At 35.4% G+C, this 20,988-nt stretch carries 21 protein-coding genes; 6 read left to right on the top strand and 15 right to left on the bottom strand.

Annotation, left to right across the window (positions count from 1 at the left end; all coding sequences use genetic code 11):
• Nucleotides 1-45: 45 nt before the first annotated feature.
• The 5 genes from AC52CF_RS14280 to AC52CF_RS14260 all read right to left on the bottom strand — a co-directional run bounded on the left by AC52CF_RS14280 (nucleotide 46) and on the right by AC52CF_RS14260 (nucleotide 3,110).
• Nucleotides 46-399 (bottom strand): TerB family tellurite resistance protein, encoded by a 354-nt coding sequence (locus AC52CF_RS14280; protein ID WP_076392410.1) that lies wholly within the window; start codon nucleotides 397-399, stop codon nucleotides 46-48.
• 27 nt (nucleotides 400-426) lie between these two features.
• Nucleotides 427-1,539, bottom strand: coding sequence for a BT_3928 family protein (locus tag AC52CF_RS14275; protein ID WP_496517300.1), 1,113 nt, complete (start codon nucleotides 1,537-1,539; stop codon nucleotides 427-429).
• Nucleotides 1,540-1,554: 15 nt separating this feature from the next.
• Nucleotides 1,555-2,109, bottom strand: coding sequence for a DUF1599 domain-containing protein (locus AC52CF_RS14270; RefSeq protein ID WP_076392414.1), 555 nt, complete (start codon nucleotides 2,107-2,109; stop codon nucleotides 1,555-1,557).
• A 161-nt stretch (nucleotides 2,110-2,270) separates the two neighbouring features.
• The gene (locus AC52CF_RS14265) at nucleotides 2,271-2,537 is read right to left on the bottom strand and encodes a hypothetical protein (protein ID WP_214589098.1); all 267 of its coding nucleotides are present in this window, start codon (nucleotides 2,535-2,537) and stop codon (nucleotides 2,271-2,273) included.
• Nucleotides 2,538-2,543: 6 nt separating this feature from the next.
• Nucleotides 2,544-3,110, bottom strand: coding sequence for an NAD(P)H-dependent oxidoreductase (locus AC52CF_RS14260; RefSeq protein WP_214589099.1), 567 nt, complete (start codon nucleotides 3,108-3,110; stop codon nucleotides 2,544-2,546).
• A 145-nt stretch (nucleotides 3,111-3,255) separates the two neighbouring features.
• Between AC52CF_RS14260 and AC52CF_RS14255 the strand changes: the two genes are divergently transcribed.
• Nucleotides 3,256-3,579, top strand: a complete 324-nt coding sequence (locus AC52CF_RS14255) for a winged helix-turn-helix transcriptional regulator (RefSeq protein WP_214589100.1) — start codon at nucleotides 3,256-3,258, stop codon at nucleotides 3,577-3,579.
• Nucleotides 3,580-3,608: 29 nt separating this feature from the next.
• Complete coding sequence (folP, locus tag AC52CF_RS14250; RefSeq protein WP_290266545.1) at nucleotides 3,609-4,454, top strand: dihydropteroate synthase; 846 nt, start codon at nucleotides 3,609-3,611, stop codon at nucleotides 4,452-4,454.
• Nucleotides 4,455-4,553: 99 nt separating this feature from the next.
• On the opposite strand, the gene AC52CF_RS14245 is transcribed toward folP, so the two are convergent.
• From AC52CF_RS14245 to alaS, 6 genes are all read right to left on the bottom strand, one after another.
• A complete protein-coding gene (locus AC52CF_RS14245; protein ID WP_375181690.1) occupies nucleotides 4,554-6,020 on the bottom strand; it encodes a M20/M25/M40 family metallo-hydrolase in 1,467 nt (488 codons plus the stop codon).
• A gap of 113 nt (nucleotides 6,021-6,133) precedes the next feature.
• Nucleotides 6,134-6,370, bottom strand: a complete 237-nt coding sequence (locus AC52CF_RS14240; protein WP_076392418.1) for a hypothetical protein — start codon at nucleotides 6,368-6,370, stop codon at nucleotides 6,134-6,136.
• A 29-nt stretch (nucleotides 6,371-6,399) separates the two neighbouring features.
• Nucleotides 6,400-8,598, bottom strand: coding sequence for a hypothetical protein (locus AC52CF_RS14235; protein WP_375181689.1), 2,199 nt, complete (start codon nucleotides 8,596-8,598; stop codon nucleotides 6,400-6,402).
• Between the two features lie 276 nt (nucleotides 8,599-8,874).
• Nucleotides 8,875-11,331, bottom strand: coding sequence for a DUF5686 family protein (locus tag AC52CF_RS14230; protein ID WP_496517299.1), 2,457 nt, complete (start codon nucleotides 11,329-11,331; stop codon nucleotides 8,875-8,877).
• A 180-nt stretch (nucleotides 11,332-11,511) separates the two neighbouring features.
• Nucleotides 11,512-11,751, bottom strand: coding sequence for a hypothetical protein (locus AC52CF_RS14225; RefSeq protein ID WP_214589104.1), 240 nt, complete (start codon nucleotides 11,749-11,751; stop codon nucleotides 11,512-11,514).
• A 277-nt stretch (nucleotides 11,752-12,028) separates the two neighbouring features.
• Nucleotides 12,029-14,632 (bottom strand): alanine--tRNA ligase, encoded by a 2,604-nt coding sequence (alaS, locus tag AC52CF_RS14220; RefSeq protein ID WP_375181688.1) that lies wholly within the window; start codon nucleotides 14,630-14,632, stop codon nucleotides 12,029-12,031.
• A 506-nt stretch (nucleotides 14,633-15,138) separates the two neighbouring features.
• Between alaS and AC52CF_RS14215 the strand changes: the two genes are divergently transcribed.
• The 4 genes from AC52CF_RS14215 to msrB all read left to right on the top strand — a co-directional run bounded on the left by AC52CF_RS14215 (nucleotide 15,139) and on the right by msrB (nucleotide 17,640).
• A complete protein-coding gene (locus AC52CF_RS14215; protein WP_375181687.1) occupies nucleotides 15,139-15,696 on the top strand; it encodes an RNA polymerase sigma factor in 558 nt (185 codons plus the stop codon).
• Nucleotides 15,697-15,708: 12 nt separating this feature from the next.
• Nucleotides 15,709-15,981, top strand: a complete 273-nt coding sequence (locus tag AC52CF_RS14210; protein WP_271160835.1) for a hypothetical protein — start codon at nucleotides 15,709-15,711, stop codon at nucleotides 15,979-15,981.
• Between the two features lie 79 nt (nucleotides 15,982-16,060).
• Complete coding sequence (locus AC52CF_RS14205; RefSeq protein WP_375181686.1) at nucleotides 16,061-16,522, top strand: DUF417 family protein; 462 nt, start codon at nucleotides 16,061-16,063, stop codon at nucleotides 16,520-16,522.
• Between the two features lie 2 nt (nucleotides 16,523-16,524).
• Nucleotides 16,525-17,640, top strand: a complete 1,116-nt coding sequence (gene msrB, locus AC52CF_RS14200; protein WP_290266533.1) for a peptide-methionine (R)-S-oxide reductase MsrB — start codon at nucleotides 16,525-16,527, stop codon at nucleotides 17,638-17,640.
• Nucleotides 17,641-17,763: 123 nt separating this feature from the next.
• Here msrB and AC52CF_RS14195 read toward each other — a convergent pair whose 3' ends face one another.
• From AC52CF_RS14195 to AC52CF_RS14180, 4 genes are all read right to left on the bottom strand, one after another.
• A complete protein-coding gene (locus AC52CF_RS14195; protein ID WP_290266530.1) occupies nucleotides 17,764-18,393 on the bottom strand; it encodes a hypothetical protein in 630 nt (209 codons plus the stop codon).
• A complete protein-coding gene (locus tag AC52CF_RS14190; RefSeq protein WP_290266528.1) occupies nucleotides 18,390-19,004 on the bottom strand; it encodes a hypothetical protein in 615 nt (204 codons plus the stop codon). Before AC52CF_RS14190 ends, AC52CF_RS14195 begins: the two co-directional genes overlap by 4 nt.
• A 122-nt stretch (nucleotides 19,005-19,126) precedes the next feature.
• Nucleotides 19,127-19,972 carry an ABC transporter permease gene (locus AC52CF_RS14185; RefSeq protein WP_290266526.1) on the bottom strand — a complete coding sequence of 282 codons (846 nt, stop codon included), beginning with the start codon at nucleotides 19,970-19,972 and terminating at the stop codon, nucleotides 19,127-19,129.
• A gap of 2 nt (nucleotides 19,973-19,974) precedes the next feature.
• Entirely contained in the window at nucleotides 19,975-20,877 is a 903-nt protein-coding gene (locus tag AC52CF_RS14180) for an ABC transporter ATP-binding protein (protein WP_496517298.1), read from the bottom strand.
• Nucleotides 20,878-20,988 lie beyond the last annotated feature (111 nt).

Here is a 20,988-nt window from a genome sequence, read left to right as displayed (position 1 = left end):
AAAAACTAAAAGTCAGAAAAGGATTTCTAACTTTTAATGACTCAATTATCGATTAATATTCCAAAGATTTTTCAAAAGCGTATAAAAAGTATGCTCTTCATCCGTTACTTTATTATCCGCCTTAATAAGCGTTTTGGCAAACTGGATGAAACTTGTTCTTTCCTCTTCTGTGGAATCGTCGTAGAAACAACGTGCGTGAAATTCAAAATGATCTTTCCATTCTTCCGGCTGAAGCAGGGCAATGGTTTCAAGCTCATTATCAAGATTCATTTTAAAAGGAAATTCATCGGCTAGATACTGCTGAACAAGCATTCCTTCTTCCGGAGCAAATTCTCCGTCTACAGAAGAAAGAATCATCAATAAATGGTAACCGGCAATGGGTTTGTTAGACTTTTGCATTGATATAGTTTAAATTTTAGTGTTTTTTTATTTCAGATAATCTTTTGCAGGCTGTTTATCCACAATTTTTCCGTTTTCAAGAACCAGAACAAAAGGATTGCTTCTTGCGATGGTTTTAATGGCTGTAGCATCCATCATCATGTTTTTAATCGTTTTGAAAGTATTCGGAAGCGTTGAAACCCCGTAAACAGCAGGTGTACCCTGAGTTTTTACTTTAGCTTCAAGCTGTTTAATAACTTCCGGAGAAACATTTTGGGGATCGTACGTGAAAATTAAAATGGCTTTCGGAGCATTGATAATCTGCTGAGTAAGATCCGTTCCTGTGGTATCTTCAAGCTTGAATTTTGCAATTTCAGATTTGTAGCCTTCTTTTACCAGAACAGATTCATTCTTTCCTTCCTCAATTTTCCATGGCGATCCTTCTGCCCAATATTCTGTCTTTTTGATATAATCGTCCTGATTCACTTTCAGAACTTCTCCGGTCTTAGAGTTTTTTAGGGAATAAAACGTCTTATACTGGGACGGATTTTTAGCAATTTTAGCTTTTTCAGCTCTCAGATCGGTTCCGATTTTATAATCGCGGAAATCTATAACAGGTTCATGAATAATTCCATAAGCACCCACCACGATCATGGCAACAGAAAAAACGCCCAGAAGAATATATTTGAATTTATTTCCTGTCTCTTTTTTTGCACTGTAGCTGTACGCATCTTTTTTCTTAAAATCTTTTCTGTAAAGAATAAAAACAGCAATTAATCCTACCAGAAGTACAATATCTTTCATGAAACTCTGCCACGGCGTAAATTTAATAGCATCTCCAAAACATCCACAATCGGTAACCACATTGTAATAGGCAGAATAAAAGGTAAGGAAACCAAAGAAAATACAAAGTGCAATTAATGCAGAAAGCGTGAATTTAAGTTTCAGTTTAATCAAAAGCATAAAGCCCAGAAGAAGTTCCAGAACCACAACAAATATCGAAAGCGGCAGTGCAAACTTTTCAAAAAACGGCATATTAAAAACATTCGGGGCAAAGTATTCTTCCATTTTAAAGGAGAAACCAACCAGATCCACTGCTTTTACAAACCCTGAAAGGATGAAAATAACCGCAAGAAGAAATCGTAATAAACCTTTTATCATAATTAATTTGTTTTTTTATTTTACACTGGCTGCTTTTTCAGAAAATTTGATCAGGCAGAAAACCGCATAATTCAGCATATCAAAATAATTGGCGTCCAAACCTTCGGAAACAAGAGTAACGCCTTGGTTATCTTCAATTTGCTTGGTTCTCAAAACTTTCTGATAAATAAGATCTGTTATAGAGGAAATTCTCATATCTCTCCAAGCCTCTCCGTAATCATGGTTTTTTCTTTCCATTAATTGCTGTGCTTCGGTCGCATAATGATTGTAAAGCTCTAAAATCTCTTCTTTATTTTCATTAAAATCGTTGGAAAAACCTTTTTCAAGCTGGATCAGTCCGATAATGGAGTAGTTCACAATGGCGATGAATTCATCTTCTTCACTTTCATCTACCATTTTTTTGTCAGTCATTTGTAACGTACGGATTCTGTTCACTTTAATATAGATCTGATCCGTAATTGAGCTTGGTCTTAAAACCCTCCAAGCTGCACCGTAATCCTGTAATTTTTTGCTGAATAATTCGCGGCACTGACTGATAACTTTCCCGAACTGTACTGATGTTTCTGACATAAATTCTCTTAATCTTTCAAATATACAAAATAGGCAGGAATCAATAGGTTTTTTTGAGTTATGAATTATCATTAATTGGTTTACCGCAGATAAATTCAATGACTATAAAAGCCATTCAAATAAAAAAGAGTAAAAATTACTTTTTACTCTTTTACTGTATTTTAAAACTGTTTCACTAAATTTAAGTATTCCACACTTTTTTTTATCTGATAAAGTGGTAAAGTTTCAATAAGTTCTTTTGCATTTGCTTCATCAACCTCTTTCAGAATGATAACGGCTGCATCTTTGGTCTGTGTTAAAAACAGATGTTCCAGAATTCCTTTTTCTTTCCAGTCTGCTAATACTTCCTGTTCGTGTTTCAGGATCTGCTGAAAATTTTCTGGAAGATTGTTTGTGTCTATGGCTAAAATTACCTGTATTCTGTTCATGATATGTTAAATATATTTTGTTATATGTTCTTTATATTTCTTTAGATCGTTTTCTATATCAGGGTTTTTGAAAACATCATAAAATGCAAAGGTAGGCTGCGGTTCTACACCAAGAAACTGCAAAGCTGCCGTAAATGGTTTTGTAAAATCTTCCATGGATATATCACTTAATAATTGTTCCGGAGTTCCGAAAGTTTCTTCAGGAGCATTCCAGGTATTCACAATCATTCCCCTGCTTTTTAATAATCCGCCGGTACCATATTTCCCGCCGTTATTTCTTCCGTCTCCTGCGTATATTTTTCCATAGCCGCTCATCAGTACAGTATCTATATATGCTTTGGTTTTTGCGGGCATTCCGAACCAGTTAATAGGGAAATGAAACAAAATAAAATCTGCATTTATCCATTTTTCTACTTCCTGTGGCACGTCATATCCTTTGTCTATGGTTGTTTCCAGAATTTCGTATCCTTTTTCTCTGAATACGGCTATACTTTCTTCAAAAATTGTCTGGTTAAGTTTACCTTCGGCTATTTGTGGCCATCGTACGTGTCCGTTTATTACTAAAGCTTTCATTATTTTAATAGTTTTAAATATTTAAATATAATTAAGATTAAAAGAATTTCAGTTACAAAATTAAATCCATTACTTTATATTTGCAAGTAGTTATCAAAATGTGAAGTAGTAACAAAAAGTAATGTATTATTGATATTCAGCAGTTATGAACGAAAAAAAATCTAAATTTACAGATTGTCCTATCACAAGAACGGCGGAAGTTCTGGGTGGAAAATGGTCTTTGCCAATTATTTTTGCGCTCATGAAAGAAACAAGTCGCTTTAAAGAACTGGAAAGAAAAATTGAAGGAATAAATACCCGAATGCTTGTAAAAGAACTGAAACAGCTTGAAGAAAACGGGATTGTTTTGCGAAAAGTTTATGCAGAAGTTCCTCCTAAGGTTGAATATTCACTTACAGAGAAAGGCAAAGCCCTGAAAAGTGTTTTAGTTGAAATGAAAAACTGGGGAAATCAGTTTCTTACGGTTTAAACTCTATCTTTATTTACCTTACATTTATTATGGCATATTTACCATCAAATAATTATCATTCAATAAACTGCAACGGAAGAATCGTAGATTTGTCGGCTCCGAAAATCATGGGAATTCTCAATCTCACTCCGGATTCTTTTTCAGACGGTGGAAAATTTAACAGTGAGAAATCAGCTTTGGAACAGACCGAAAAAATGTTGAAAGAAGGAGCGGAAATAATCGACATCGGACCACAATCCACAAGACCGAATGCAGAATTTCTGACTTCCGAAGAGGAAATCCGAAGAATCGGAAATATGATCTCTTTCATTAAAAAAGAATTTCCGGAAGCTTTGATCTCTCTGGATACGTTTTACTCGGAAACCGTAAAGTTTGGTTTCAACGAAGGCATTGATCTGATTAACGATATTTCCGGCGGTCAGTATGATGATAAAATGTTTGAAACTGCGGCGAAAACAAAGCTTCCGTATATTCTGATGCATGTAAATCCTACATATGAAACGATGCATGATAAAATAATATTTGAAGATATTATTCTTTCAGAAAACCGATATTTTTCAGAGAAAACGGCAGAATTGCTCAAGTCAGGAGTAAAAGATCTGATCCTTGATCCCGGTTTCGGATTTGGTAAAACGGTGGAAGATCAAGTGAAAATGACTGACGAAGTACAATATTTAGGATTTGGAAAATTTCCCTTACTGATCGGTATTTCGAGAAAATCTTTCATTTACAAACCTTTAGGAAAATCTCCTTTGGACATTAATGAAGAAACTCAGAAATTGCATCTGAAAGTTTTGCAGCAGGGCGCAAAAATTTTGAGAGTTCATGATGTTATGGAAGCCAAGAAAACTCTGGATATATTTTTGAGGAGCTAAAATGATCCGAATCTTCGGATTTTCATGATTAAAAAACAAAAAAGCTGTCTCAAAAGTCAGTTTTTTGGCTTTTGAGACAGCTTTTTTATAGTTCTAAATTTATCTTTCCAGTGTAAAATTAGAAATCACTTTCGGACGTTCGGTTTCATTGGCTACTTTCCATGAAGTTCGGTACATCCATTCCGTCATTTTGTACAGCTTTTTGTAATTAATGTTTTCCGATTCATCTTGCGGTGTGTGATACTGATCGTGCAGAACACTCGTGAAAAATATTGCAGGAATTCCTGCCTTTGCGTAGGGTAAATGATCGCTTCTGAAATAAAAATATTCTGCATGCTTCGGCGAATCCCAATCTTTCAGATACCTGAATTTCGTACTCTCATTATTGGCATCTTCAGCCATTTTTACCAATTCTTCAGAATTTTTGTGAGGCGCATTTCCTCCCAGAAGGGCAGCTTCATTATTGTCATTTCTTCCGATCATATCACCATTAAGAACGGCAACAATATTTTCTTTTGGCACAACAGGATGCGCTGCATGCCATCTCGAACCCAGTAAACCTCGTTCTTCAGCACCATGAAAAACAAAGAGAATACTGCGTTTTGAAGGCTGTTTTTTATAGGCTCTTGCCATTGCCAGCATCGCAACACAGGTACTTGCGTTATCATCTGCGCCGTTGTAGATCGTATCGTTTTTTACGGGATGTCTTATTCCGTCGTGATCCTGATGTCCGCTGATTAAGACATATTCGCTTTTAAGTTTCGGATCTGTACCGTCTATTTTTCCGATGATGTTTACGGAAGGATATTTATAAGTTTCTGTGATGAGGTGCAGCGAAATTTTAGGATTGTTTTTTACCCAGTCAGAATTTTCTCTTTTAATCCATAAAACAGGAATATTATTCGTTACACTTTCTCTTAAACCTTCAACTCCGTAAGAACCTCTCGTCATTTGCGGTAAAACTTCAACCCAGCTTTTATCCGACGTTTCGTCTGTAATGAAGATGATTCCTTTTGCTCCCAGTTCAAATGCTTTGTTATAATATTTTGTTCTTACAAAACCGGGATATCTTCTTACGAAAAGTGTCATTTCCTTTTCAATATTCTTGTCAGATGCATTTACGGCGAGAATTTTCCCTTTAATATTTAATTTTGTTAAATCTTCAGGTTCGGCATTTCCGGCGTAAACAATTTCAGAATCAATGTCTGCATTTACGGGTTCCGCAACAAGAAAATCTTTCCATAATTTTAAAGAATTGTCACCAATTTTCAGGCTGCTCTGCGGAATTACCTGATGTCTGTACATATCGAAAAACTGAAAGAAAGTTCCGTTATCTCCGGCTGGCTTCATTCCCGCTTCTTTGGCTCTGTCGGCTAACCACATAGATACTTTAAGCTCATCTAAAGTTCCTGCTTCACGCCCCAGAAACTGATCGGCTGCAAGATCATACATATCTTTGCGAAGATCGCCTTCTTTAATAGCAGAAACCAAAGGTTTTTGATAGGATTGAGCAGTAAAAGTCCCAAAAACAAACACACTGATTGCAGATAATAGGTAATTTTTCATCTTGAATTTTTTAATGATTTGATTGAACTTTTAAAATTTAACACAAAATAAACAAAAAATGAAGTTTAAGTTGAGGTTAAACTTTAAATAAGAAGAAATACGTTTCTAAAAGTTTAATTCAGATTCGCAAGCTTATCTGCAAACTGTTTTGAAAATTCTTTTCGGTCTTCCTCCATTTTCTCCGGTGTGGAAGGAAGGATATAATTGAAAAGGATTTTATCTTCGTTATCCAGAAAAATAATTTCCTTTTCGTTGCCATCGATCATTTGGGTAAAAATTTCCCACATTGAAGTATCTTTTAATTTCAGTAATTCAAAAAACTGATCTGCTTTTATTTCGATTTTCTGCATTTATCTTTTATTTTTTGCTGTTTTATTTTTTAAAAATCCAGAATCTTTAATTTAAACTGAATCGCAAAGTTTTGTTTAAAATTAGGAGTGGTGTAATATCCTACTCTGTAAAATAATCCCAGATTAAAGTAGGTTGAAAGAAAATTATTCCATTCCAGACCGACTTCCTGATATAAATGATTCAAAGGACGGAATCTGAACTGATGGTAATCAGGATGCCTCATATTTCCCGTTGTTCCTCTTAAAACAAAGTCGAAACTTGAAATATTCTGCCCGAAACTTTTAAAATACCAAGGAATTTTGTGTGTAAAATAATAGGCAATAAAGTGGTCATTGTAATATTTACCGCCTTCCAGAGTAGCAAATCCTAAGAAGGAAGTTAAGTTAAAATTGAAATCTTTCCTTGAAGAAGCAAGTCCGTTCATGGTGAAATTTTTCCAGATTGGAGCCTCTCCGAAAACCATTCCGCCATACAGTCTGAAACCTGTGGTTCCAAACATTGTTTTGAAATTATGAACCAAAAGCGCATCAAACCGAGTATAATCGAAATCTCCGCCAAAAATTTTGTAGCTCTGTTCATAATTAAAGTACAGTTCGGGATATTTCTGATCGATCAGCGATTTTCCCTGTGGCGTCATAATATTTGTAGAATTGGGCGAGTATTTTAGTGTAAATAAGGTGTTAAAATTATCAAAAGACGGACCTCTTCCGCGGAAAGAATAATCAAACATTGCTTCTTCCAGATTTCTGCGTGCAGCAAAAACCAGGGTTAATCCGTTGGTAACATCATTCAGATAAGAAACAGATGCTCCTTTATAACGGTAATAACGGTCGTTATTGAGGTTATTTCCATAGTTTGCCGTCCTCATTTTAAAGCTCCAGAGTCTTCTGTAGAACTCGCCGGAAGCCGTCACATCATCGTAATAATCCAACCGGAAATAAGAATCTTTTTCCAGTGTTGTTTTGATGTCGAGTCCGATTCTGTATTTCCATTTATCATCTTTAAAACCGTAGGCAAAAATGTAATCCGGAGAAAAATACGGATTGAAATTTTCATTAAGTTTTGCTTTTAACCCAACTCTGAAGCCTTCATAAAGATTATAATTCACGATCTCATCCACTGCAAAATCAACGACACCCACTTTAATCTGTCCGTTAAGAAAAAGACCACCCAAAACCCTTGCCTTTTGATCGATGTTGTAAATTTTTCCAAGACTGTCAATGGTTTTATACGTATTTCTTTCCCTTTCGGTGAGAGGATCGGTTCTGTATTGGTCTAAGGTTTTTCCATCAATATTTTTTACGGAAAAAGTATATCCTTTAAAATCATTCTGATTATTTTCCACAGGGGAACGATAATCGAAATATCTCGACGTGAGAAACGCATAAGTTCCGAAAGTTTTTTTGCTTTTTCTGTCAATTTTTTGCTCGGAATTTTCGTTTTCCATCTGCATATTGCTCATCTTCAGCTTTACGGTTTCGTATGCCAGAAACCATTTGTTGTTGAAGAAAATCCACGAACTGGTAATAATGCCGTCGTTTTTATTTTTGCTGAAATTTTCAATTTTTTTTACGCCGTAGGTTTCGGTATCCACATAAATGGCTCCGTTGTATTTCCTTTTTTTATCGGGCTTTTTGTAATTGACTTCCCTGAAACGGATAACGAAATTTTTTCTTCCGTCGATTTCAATCGTATCTGTGAGAAAAAACCGGTAAAGTCCGCGGTTTTCTTTTTTCACCTGATCCGGAATTTTGTCTCTGTTGCTCTGCTGAAGCGAAATCATTTCATAGATGGGCTGTTTAAGACCGGAAATTCTGTTATCCAGAATATTGATCTTCTCGCCGTATTTTTTAGAATACAGAAATTCCTGAGCTCTTTCCCAGAGAAACAGTTTGCTTTTCGAGAATATTTTTCGTGCGGTAATGTTGTTTAATGAATCTTTTTCTCTCCTTTTTTTGAACATTCCGGTTTCTTCGAAGAACTTATTGTACTGTGCAATGCTATCTTCGTCGATGTCCAGAGAAATTTTTTCGTAAGATTTATAATAATAGGAATCCAGTGTTTTCGGAGAGTTTTCATGAAAGTGCTGGTTCACTTTATTGAGGATTTCCAATGCTTTGGGATCACTCTTATCTTCTATGATAACAGTTTCAATAGAAGTAACTTTCGATTGTGAAAAACCAAAAATACAGATTGAAAAACATAGAAACAGTAAAATCCTTTTCATAGAAAACCTTGCCAAAATTACTAATATTTATTGTCCCGCAAAAGTTTTGTTAATTGATATTAATGTGGTTATTGATTGGAAATATCTTTTAGAAAAAATGCTCAAACTCTCCATCTTGACTCAAAGGCTTGAATTTTTTTATACTAGAAAGTAATATTGTAGAGAAACACTCAATAAGCATATGTTTCATGATTATTTTTCCGGAAAGATAATAAAAAAACAGAAACCCGAAAGCTTCTGTTCTTATTTTTCTTGTTATGATTTCTGAATTAGCGCTTAGTTTAACAGATTAAATCTGAACTTAACAGCAAAATTATCTTTAAATTCTGACGTCTGATAATATCCTAAACGGTAAGAAAATCCTACCCCAAAATTTCTTCCCAAGAAACGGTTACAGATAACTCCGGCTTCCTGATAATAATGATCCAGCACCTGAAACTGAAACTGATGATCTTGTCTGTTTTTCATGTTTCCGATCGCCGCCTGATATTCGAGTTCGATACTGGAATATCTTGATCCGAAAGTTTTAAACCTGAAAGGAAGAGACTGTGATATTTTGAAGGCTGCAAATTTATCGGTGAAAAATGTTCCCGAAGGCATGGTTGCAAATCCCAGATTGGAAGGTGTGGTAATGCTTGAAGTCCAGTTGTCTCTGTCTGCATCAGTTTGTCCGGCGATTTCAAAGTTTTTCCAGATCGGTGCATTGCCTGAGGAAAATCCTCCGAAAAGTTTAACGTTCGTGTATCCTAATTTTGATCTGAACTGATGAATAATTAATGCATCCACTCTGTGATAATCCAGATCTCCTCCTAAAGTTTCGAATCCTTTTTCATAATTCATGAAGATTTGGGGATATCCTTTTTCATAAGTGAATTTTCCGCTTGGTGTCATGATGTTTTTATCATTTGGTGAGAATTTTAAGGATAAAGTAGCGCTTGTATTGTTGAAACTGTTGCCCATATTTTTGTACTGATAATCAAAAAGAGCTTGTTGCTTCTCTTTATTCACTGCAATTTTCACACTTAAAGAATTCGAAATATCATAAAGGAAAGAAGCTCCCCATTTTTGGTTTTTGTAGAAAGTTGAGTTGTGAAGATCCAGATTGATGTCTGAAAATTTCATCATCATGTCCCACATATGATTGCTGAATCTTCCTGCTGCGAACACATCATCCACATAATCGATCCTGAAAATGGAAGTTCTTTTATCTGATAATTTCACATCAAGACCCAAACCATATTTCCACGTATGATCTTTAAATCCGTACCCGAAATAGCCGTCCGGAGAAAATGTTTTGTTGAATTTTTCATTCAGCTTGATTCCTGCTCCCAGACGAAGACCTTGGTATTTATCATAGCTGAAGAACTTCGTAAGATCAAAATCGATGAATTTATACCGCAGATTTCCTCTTAAAAGCTGCGTTAATGTATTCAGTTTTTTTTCAAAATCATGTTTTTCCACAAAACTGTCGATTTTTGTATAAGTAGCACTTTCTCTCGCCGTAAGACTATCGGTTCTGTACTGGGAAAGAAGACTTCCGTCCGAGTTTTTCATTTCAAGAGAATACCCTTTGAAGTCGGATGCTTTTTGTTCTTTATTAATTTCAAAACCGAAGAAACGGTTTTTCACATACAGGTAATTTCCGAAATTCTTTTTGTTGTACTTTGATTTTTCACCGGGTTTCAGACTGTCTTTTTTCGAAGTCTCAAAACTCTGGCTTCCCATTTTTACTTTGATGTTTTCATAGTCTAAAAACCACTTTCCGTCGATAGGCTTCCAAACCGAAACAATATCTCCTTCATTCTGCTTTTTACTCTGGCTTTCAAATTTTTTCAAAGCATAAGTTTCGGAATCGATGTATATTTTCCCGTTGAATTTTCTCGGATTCTGCTTCTTTTTATCGGTGATTTCCTTGAATTTAATCACAAAAGTTTTTCTTCCGTCAAGCTGTAAAGTATCGGAAAGATAAAAATTGAATAATTTTCTGTTTTCGGGTCTAAGTTGTCTTGGCGTTCTGTCAAGATTAGAAATATTAATGGCTAAAGCTTCGTAAATCGGATTTTTGAATCCCGACATTCTGTTATCAATGATATTGGTTTTTTCTCCGAAACTTTTAGAATATTTGTATTCTGTTGCTTTTTCCCAAAGAAACAGCTGGCTTTCGGTGGTTGCCTGAATAAGATCTTCTCCGATCAAAGAGTCTTTTTTCTCTTTTTCTGTCTGTTTAAGGTCTTTTTTATTAACCTTTGAAAGCGAATCTTTTCGTACTGCCAAAAAGTTTTTATACGTATCTACAGAATCTTTATCTACATCAATAGAAAACTTGGAATACGATTTGAAATTGTAGGAGTCCAATGATTTGGGTGAATTTTCCTTGGCTCTTTTATTCACTTCATCTAAAATTCTCAACGCTCTCGGATCACTTTTATCCTGAATAACGATTTTATCGATATTTCCCATTTTTTCAGATAAAGGCTGCATAGAAACTTCCATAGAAGGTTTTACATCCGCCATTACATCCTGAAAATTGCTGGCAAGAATTTCTACCTTTTTACATTTTGTTTTAAAAGATAAATTGCCGTTAAAATCGGTTTTCCCAAGAAGTGCGTCATCACAGTAAACCGATGCGTTATGAACAGGTTTTTTGTCCGTTTTACTGATAACTTTCAGCTGATTCTGGGCGAAAAACACTACCGAAATAAACAAAAACAGGGAAGATAGATATTTTGTCATTAGTCTTTTTTATAGATAAGACAAAACTAAAAATAAGAAGGTTACAAAACGGTACGAAAAAATATAATCTTTTGTTAAAATAAAAACACATTTCTAAATCAGCAAAATTAAGGCTGCCCCAAAATTAGGACAGCCTCTTATATTATCTTGTTTCAATAATGATAAATAGAAATCACGTTATTAAGCTTTACTTCCGCCTCCTCGTGCTGCCAAGGCAACGATAAGAATTAGTATAAGTGCTCCTGCAACCCAAACAATCGGGTTAGACATCCAGTCAGCCGAGCTGTCTCCTTTGTTTACGTTAACATCAACTTTCAGATCGGATGCTTTTTCCTGTGCATTTGCCCAAAGTGCAGAAAAACTGGTCATTAATGTAAGTACAGCAATCTGAATTTTTGAAATAAAATGTGTTCGTTTCATAATGTAAATTTTTTTGTAGTTTATATTAATATGTGTAAGTGTGTTATTTTTAATAATAATCGGTTTTCTGTGTGATTTTTTTCTGAATGTAATGACAATGCATTGTATTTTAATTTTATATCTCATTCAGAATTATATTTCAGATAAAATCAGATCTGTCTTTTATTGTCTTATCATGAATCGTTCCAAAGTGGAATAAAAAAAATATCCTGAAAAATTTTCAGGATATTTTTGGGAATTCGGCGGCTTCGCCGCCGAATTCAAAACCATATTTTAATTAAAGCGCTAAAGCCTTTTGATATGCATTTTCAAGACCATCAAGATTTTTTCCTCCTGCCGTTGCAAAGCCCGGATTTCCGCCGCCACCGCCTTGGATTTCTTTCGCTAAATCTTTTACGATAGCTCCTGCCTGATAATTTGTAGCCAGATCATCTGAAACACCCACCGTAATCATTGGTTTTCCGTCTGCATCAGAAAGGATGATCGTTACGGAAGTCGGGATTTCTCTCTTTAACTGGAATACGATGTCTTTTACAGAACCTGCATCAAGAGACGTTTTCTTTACCAAAAGCTGCTTATCGCCTTTTTGTTCGTAAGCATTTTTCCAGTCGCCGATTTCTCCTTTTGCTTTTTCTTTCTTGAAAGCTTCCACTTCAGATTTTAAAGAAGCATTTTCTTCCATCAGCTTTTCAATCGAACGGATGATGTCTTTGGATTTTAACAACTGAGAAAGTTCAGCTACCTGCTTTTCAAGATTTTTGAAATATTTTTCAGATTCATCTCCGGAGATCGCTTCAATTCTTCTGATTCCTGCTGCGGCAGAACTTTCGGAAAGAATTTTAAAATGACCGATTTCGCTGGTGTTTTTTACGTGAGTTCCTCCACAAAGTTCTTTCGAGCTTCCAAACTGGATCATTCTTACATTGTCTCCGTATTTTTCTCCAAACAAAGCCATTGCACCTTTGTCTAAAGCCTCCTGAATCGGGATGCTTCTGAATTCCTGCAACGCAATACTTTCTTTGATTTTAGCATTCACTTTATTTTCTACCAAAGCCAGTTCTTCTTCCGTCATTTTGTTGAAATGGGAGAAGTCGAAACGCAGATAATCCGGACCTACGTAAGAACCTTTCTGTTCCACGTGCGTTCCCAGAACTTCTCTTAGTGCTTCATGCAGTAAGTGCGTTACCGAGTGGTTTGCCTGAGAATTTTTTCTTTCCGCTGCATTTACTTTAGCATAGAAAACTGCTCCTGCATCTTTAGGAAGACCGTTAATTAACGAAATAATCAGTCCGTTTTCTTTTTTTGTTTCCAGAACCTCAAAACTTTCCGTGGCGTTTTCAAGAAGACCTTTATCTCCAACCTGTCCGCCGCCATCCGGATAGAAAGGCGTTTCGCTTAAAACTACCTGATAAAATTCTCCGTCTTTATTTTCTATTTTTCGGTATCTTGTAATGTAGGTTTCAGATTCTAATTGGTCGTAACCTACAAAATTTTCTGCTTTTTCCTCAAGAATTACCCAGTCGTGGACTTTTTGTTCAGCGCCGCCTCTTGAACGATCTTGTTGCTCTTTCTTTCTCGCTTCAAAACCTGCTTCATCAATCGTTAAGCCTTTTTCCTCAGCAATAATTCTCGTTAAATCATTCGGAAAGCCGTAAGTATCATATAATTCGAAAACTTCATCGCTTGGCAGCACTTTCAAATTGCTTTCAATGGTCTGCTGAATTAATTTTTCAACTCTTATCAGTCCGTTTTCAATTTTATTAAGAAAAGATTCCTCCTCGCTTTTGATCACTTCTGTAACCAAAGCTCCCTGTTTTTCAAGTTCAGGGAAAAATTTACCCATTTGTTCCTGAAGAACGGCAACCAATTTATAAAGGAAAGGTTCTTTCATATCTAAGAATCTGTAAGAATAGGAAACTCCTCTTCTTAAAATTCTTCGGATAACGTAACCTGCACCTCCGCTTGAAGGAAGCTGTCCGTCTGCAATGGCAAAAGAAACCGCTCTGATGTGGTCTACCACAACACGAATCGCAATATCTTTTTCGTCTTTTAAAATTCCGGTATATTTTTTTCCTGAAAGTTCTTCCACTTTAGCAATTAAAGGGGTAAAAACATCCGTGTCATAATTAGAGGATTTTCCCTGAAGCGCCATACAAAGACGTTCAAAGCCCATTCCGGTATCAACATGTTGTGCAGGAAGTTTTTCCAAAGAACCATCAGCTTTTCTGTTGAATTCCATAAAAACGAGATTCCAGACTTCCACCACTTGAGGATGGTCATTGTTCACCAATTCAAGACCGGAAATTTTAGCTTTTTCTTCCGGAGTTCTCAAGTCAACGTGAATTTCAGAACACGGTCCGCAAGGTCCGCTTGCGCCCATTTCCCAGAAATTGTCTTTTTTGTTTCCGTTGATGATTCTGTCTTCAGAAATATGGGATTTCCAGAAATCATAAGCATCCTGATCTCTTTCCAGATTTTCGGAAGTATCTCCTTCAAAAATGGTTACGTAAAGATTTTCTTTAGGAATTCCATACACTTCTGTCAGCAATTCCCAGGCAAAAGCAATAGCATCTTTTTTAAAATAATCACCAAAAGACCAGTTCCCCAACATTTCAAACATGGTGTGGTGATAGGTATCTCTACCTACATCATCCAGATCATTGTGCTTTCCGGAAACTCTTAAACATTTCTGGGTATCGGCAATTCTTGGGGCTTTAGGCTCTTTATAACCTAAAAAATAATCTTTAAACTGCGTCATTCCCGAATTGGAAAACATAAGGGTAGGATCGTCTTTCAGCACAATAGGAGCCGAAGGAACGATAAGGTGTTCTTTACTTTTAAAATAATCTAAAAATTTTTGACGAATCTCTTGTGATGTCATAATACTATATATTGCTTTGCTTTTTACAATTTTGATAAGATGCAAATTTAATGTTTTTGAGTGATTTAGTTTTAAATATTTGATACTTTTGCTAAGATTTGTATAATAATCTGAAACATTTTCAGGAGCTTTTTCCCGCTTTCCATTGCAATTCCTCATTGCGCGGCTCCGCTTTGCTCCGCCGCTTCACTGCGGGATTTTCATTGCAATCGGGGCTAAATCACGATTATAATTTTCACTATTTATTATATAAACCATCATTTGTCATGCTGAAAGCATTTAAATTGCGCAACACAAGATATAATTTTATCAGAATCGTGTTATTGGTGTTAGGATTTGTGGCATTTGTGTTTGATATTATTGCTTAGATGCTTTCAGCATGACAAATACAACGTACAGATAAGTTTGATGAAAACTTTGCAGTTTATCATTTAACTTTCTATATTCGTTTTAATATTAGAAAAACCTAAAGATTTAAAATCTAAGGGAATAAGATAATATTTGATATGACAAAAAATGAAACCATTAAAAGCTGGATCGATCAGTATTCAGGACAATTGCTGAGAAGAGCTGTTTATTTGCTGTCGGATAGAGTGGAGGCGGAAGACATTGTTCAGGAGGTTTTTATCTCTGCTTTTTCGTCGTATGAATCCTTCGAAGGGAAAAGTCAGCCTTTAACGTGGTTAATGACAATTTTAAACCGAAAGGTTGCCGATTTTTACCGCAAAAAATACAAATCGGAACCGCAGATAAGTCTGGATCATTTTTTTGATGAAAAAACCGGATCATGGAAAAATGACGATGTGCTGAATGACTGGAATGCTGAAAATAAAGAAACAGAACTTTTAGACGATACAGATTTTAATACAACGTTGGAAGATTGTCTGGAAGAATTGCCGGTTCGGTGGAAACTTCCCATGAAAATGTATTATCTTCAAGAAAAAAAAGCACCTGAAGTAAGTCAGGAACTCAATATTTCTACGACTAATCTTTGGAAGATTCTGCAGAGAAGCAGAATGCAACTGAGAGAATGTCTGGAATTTAACTGGTTTGCCAAGTCTTAAAATGATTTTAAAATGTTAAAAAAACTAATCCATATCCTATTTTTACCATGCAGCCAGGCAACCATGCTCATGGAAAAAAGAAATGCAGGTACAATTTCTTCAAAAGAGAATCGAAAACTTTCCATGCATCTGAAAATCTGTAAATGGTGCAGAGCGTATAAAGAAAAGCTGGAAATTTTAGATGAAATTTTAAAAAGAAAACTTCTCAACGAACAGAAAGATAAAATTAATGATTCTGAAATTCAGGGTTTTAAAGAAAAAATGGTTAAAAATTTAGATCTTTAATAAAATTTTTGTCAGGATTTTGAAAACGTTCCGACTATACTTTTGAAAATAATAAAGTATTAACTCAAAATCTTAAAAAATGAACGGAACTGCACTTAAAATCGATAACGAAAACCTTGCCGGAAAAGCAGGGTATTACCTCTCACTTTTCGGAGCTGCTCTTATTCTGCTCTGGATCGGAATCTTCAAATTTACACCCACAGAAGCGAATGCGATAAAACCTTTGGTGGAAAACCATTTCCTTACTTTTTTCGTATATGATATTGTAAGCATTCAGGCAGTGTCTGATACTATCGGAGTGATAGAAATTATCATTGCATTACTTTTAATTTTTAGTGTGAAATTTGCATCACTCAGAAAGTACGCCGCCATCGGAATGATTGTTACTTTTCTTACTACCTTAAGCTATTTGTTTACAACTCCGGGAGTTTGGAAAGTGGTTGATGGAATTCCGGTTACAGACTTTTTCATTCTGAAGGATCTGATGCTTTTAGGATTTGGTTTAATGATTTTAAATGTGAAAAAATGGATAATAAAATAAAAATGAAAAACATACTAATTTTACTCAGTGTGGTACTGGGAATAGCAGTTTTTGCGACAAGCTGTGGAGATGCCAGACAAAAATCCACAGACACAAAAAAAGAAAATGAGACCATTATGGACAACAAAAATGTAAAAGAAATTTATTTTGCAGGAGGATGTTTCTGGGGAACCGAGCATTTTTTTCAGCAGATTCGCGGAGTGGTAGGAACAGAAGTTGGCTATGCCAACGGAAATAAAAAGAATCCTACATATGAAGAAGTAGTAAGTCATACTACAGGTTTTGCCGAAACCGTAAAAGTGAAATACGATCCTGAAGTTGTAGATTTAAAACTATTAATTGATCTGTATTTTAAAACCATAGATCCTACAAGCATCGACAAACAGGGAAATGACAGAGGAAACCAATACAGAACGGGAATTTATTCCACAGACAAAGAAACGGAAGCGATCGTAAAAGCTGAAGTGGAAAAACTGGCTAAAAATTACAGCAAACCAGTCGTGGTGGAAACCATTCCTTTAAAGAATTTCTATAAAGCGGAAGATTATCATCAGGATTATCTGGATAAAAATCCGGGAGGTTACTGCCACATCGAACCGGGATTGTTTGAAATGGCAAGAAACGCCAATCCGCCAAAAAAAGATACAAAAGGAAGTAACGAAACCAAATATCAGAAGCAGGATAAAAAGGTTTTAAAAGAAAAACTGACTGCCGAACAGTATAACGTAACTCAGGAAAACGGTACAGAAAGAGCTTTCCAGAACGAATACTGGGATGAAACCAGAGAGGGGATTTATGTAGATATTACCACAGGAGAACCTTTGTTTATCTCCACCGATAAATTCGAATCCGGTTGCGGATGGCCAAGTTTTTCTAAGCCGATTACCAAAAAATTAATCGAAGAGAAGTTAGACCGTTCTCACGGAATGACAAGAGTGGAGGTGAGAAGTAAAACAGGAGATGCGCATTTGGGACACGTTTTCAATGACGGTCCCGCAGACAAAGGCGGACTTCGTTACTGCATCAATTCAGCTTCCCTGAAGTTTATTCCGAAAGCGGAAATGCAGGAAAAAGGTTATGGAGAATATATTTCTCTACTTGATAAAGATAAAAAGTAAGTGTTAAGTGAAGAGGTGATTGAAGGGGCTGTCGAAAGGCAGCCTTTTTATGTTTATACTTTAAATTGAGTATCCCGTCATTCAGAAAGGAGCGGAACGGAGTGGAGCGCATTGAAGAATCTATCAGAGTTTTAGCTGAAGTCTTTCTTTAATGCTAAACATGGAAAAATTTAAAAATAGTAAAAATCCAAAGATGATGTAATACGATTGTTGAGGAACATGATTAATAAATGTCTCTGGATTAAAAAAATTCAATGCGATTTTCTTTTCGTGATGCTCGCCTCCTACAACTCCTCCACAAATAGCTTCTCTTTCTACAGCCTTCGGATCTTTGTACATATGAACAGCAAAAAAATGATTGGTTTTTTCAACATCAACCCCATAGGATTCCTGTTTTGCCATCTTCATTGCATCAATTAAAGCGATAAAATCCTGATAATTATTTTTATCTCCAATTACAAATTCAATTCCGGTTTCTTTTTCATTTCTTGCCTGAAGTTTTTTTAATTCGGAGACATAATATGGCTGATTCTGAAGTGCGGTATTGGGCTTTACAACAATCTTTTTGTAATTCCATTTTCTGTAAGGTTCAAAAGTATTCAATGAATTTTCCTTTCCTTTTTTTAGTTTAGCGGGAAGTCCAAGATCCATAACGGTGTATTGTTCATGAGTTCTTTGGCTACCGTAATACCAAAACAAAACAGGAATCAGCAAAGCACTGATCAGTCCCGGAAAATAATAGATCTTTCTCATGCAAACGTTCTTTTAGTTTGAAGATTTTCCTTAATGCTGAACATGGAAATGTTTAAAAACAGTAGAAATCCAAAAATAATGAAAAAAGCTTCTTTTGGAAGTTTGAAAAAGTTATCTTTAAAAGTTGGTTCTGCATAAGTATAAATGGCATCATTACAAAGAAGGCATTCAACTTCTTTTGCGTTTGGATCCTTATAATAATGAACTGCAAATACATGCCCTGTTTTTTCTATATCAAAAGCATAAGTGTCCTGTTTTGCAATAGCCATATCATTTAATAAAGAAACAAAATCACCGTAAGTGTTATTTTCATCAAGAATGAACTCAATTCCTGTTTCTTTTTGATTTCTTTTCTGAAGAGCTTTCATTTCCGAAACATACAAGTTAGAATTTTCTTTAGCTGTATTAGGATTAACTTTTATTTTTTTATAGTCCCAATGTCTCAAAGGCTCAAAGCTATATAGATAATTATTACCTGTAAGCTTCGCTGGAAGTCCTATATCCATAACACGCAGATTAGCTTCTTCAAGTTTCATATTCCCATAATACCAAAACAGAACAGGAATCAGCAAAGCACTGATCAGTCCCGGAAAATAATAGATCTTTTTCATGGTAATAATTTAATTTCATCTGAATGAAAATTTTAAGCCAAAAAACAAAAAAAGTGATCCGTAAAAAACGAACCACTTAAAAAAAATAATCTGAATATATTGTGTTGAATGTTTTAAAAAAATTACCAGTCCTTCTTTCTGAGAATCCAGTACGACCCGAAAATAAAAATCGCACACCAAACCAGACACGCAACTAAACTTTCGGTAGGGTAGTGGAATTCATATTTTCCTCCAAAGATTTGTGCGGCTTTTAAACGCATCATCGGATTGGGAATAAGGCTTGACATACTTTCCAGCGGAAAAAGATGACTGATGAAGAAATCGTCTTTCATAATCTTTAATCGTTCCGCTTCCTGTGTTCCTCTTACTTTCGAAAAAGTTTCAAATAAACCAATAATCCATTCTCCGAGCCATAATACAAACAATGCTAAAAATACGAAAATCGATTTTCTCAATAAAACCGAAAGAAACATCAGGAAACAGAAGAAGGTAAATAGCTTTATAAAGTAGTTGCCAATAAAGAAAACCTCTTCAAAAACTTTCCCAGATTCTGTTGTATCAGAATATTGATACCCTAAAAACATGGTAATCGCAAAAACGATAATCGTAGAAATAATTGTGAAAATGCTTATCGTTAACAATTTAGAGCTGATGAATTCCTTTCTGCTTAAACCGTCAATCGTATTCTGCTTAAACATCCGGTTGCTGAATTCCTGCGAAATCGAAAAAACAATGATTAATCCTAAGAAAATCTTCAGCAAAGCCACAATCCATGTTGTGAAATTCCAGATTCCCGGAAAATTGTAAATTCCCTGCTCTTTCAAATTAATCTTTCCTCCGAAAGCATCAAAATCTACCAGTCCGACGAAAAGCAAAGCAATAAGAATCGCAAAATATAAGATCGTAAAAACCTTGAATGGTCTGTAATTCAGGTTTTTGTAATATTCTAGTTTTAGTAATTTCAGCATGATTATTTTGTGTTTTTTACAAGTTCAAGGAATTGAGATTCAAGAGACAGTTTTTTCTTTGTTAAGTGAGACAGGAAAATCTCTTTTTCAGCCAGTTTCTGGTTCAGCGCCGAAGCCGAAATAGAAGCATCATCACGAATTTGTGCTTTTAAAATTTCACCTTCCTGCTTCACCGCAGTAAACCACTGCAGTTCATTCAGTGCATTTAAAAGCAATGTATTGTTGTCTGCTTTTAATTCAAAATAACCATTATTGGCGGTCATTTCGTCCACCCTTCCGCAATAGATGGAATTTCCCTCCTTCAAAACAATTACATGGCTGCATATTTTTTCAATTTCATCCAGAAGGTGACTCGCAATGATAATCGTAATGCCCTGTTTTGCAATATTATTGATGATATCTCTGATCTGGATAATTCCTTCAGGATCAAGACCATTTGTCGGCTCATCAAGAATAAGAACCTCCGGATTGTTCAGTAATGCCGAAGCAATCGCAAGACGCTGTTTCATCCCCAGAGAATACGTTCGGAACATATCTTTTTTTCTTTCCAGAAGATTAACCGTTTTCAGTACTTCATCAATTCTGGAATAAGGCGTTCCTTTAATTTCGGCAACAATTTTAAGATTCGTCTCCGCATTCAGATAAGGATAAAAATTAGGCTGTTCTATAATCGCCCCGATTTTTTTCAGCGTATCAGGATCAGTTCCTTTCTTTCCAAACCAGTACCATTCTCCGCTTGTCGGGTTAATCGTAGAAAGCAACATCCCGAAAGTGGTGGACTTTCCGCTTCCGTTCGGTCCTAAAAGTCCGTAAACATTCCCCTTTTCCACATCAAAGGAGATATTGTTTACCACGATTCTCTTGAATTTTTTAGTCAGATTCTTTACTGATAAAATTTTTTCCATGTAATTTGTTTTACATAGTAGTAGTGTATATAATTCACGTTTTGTTACAAATTATATCATCAATCCGTAAAATTTAATTTCTAAAAACATTAAATTTGATAGAATTAATAG

This window comes from Chryseobacterium sp. 2P (assembly GCF_059579425.1).
This window is presented reverse-complemented; position numbering and strand designations above follow the sequence as displayed.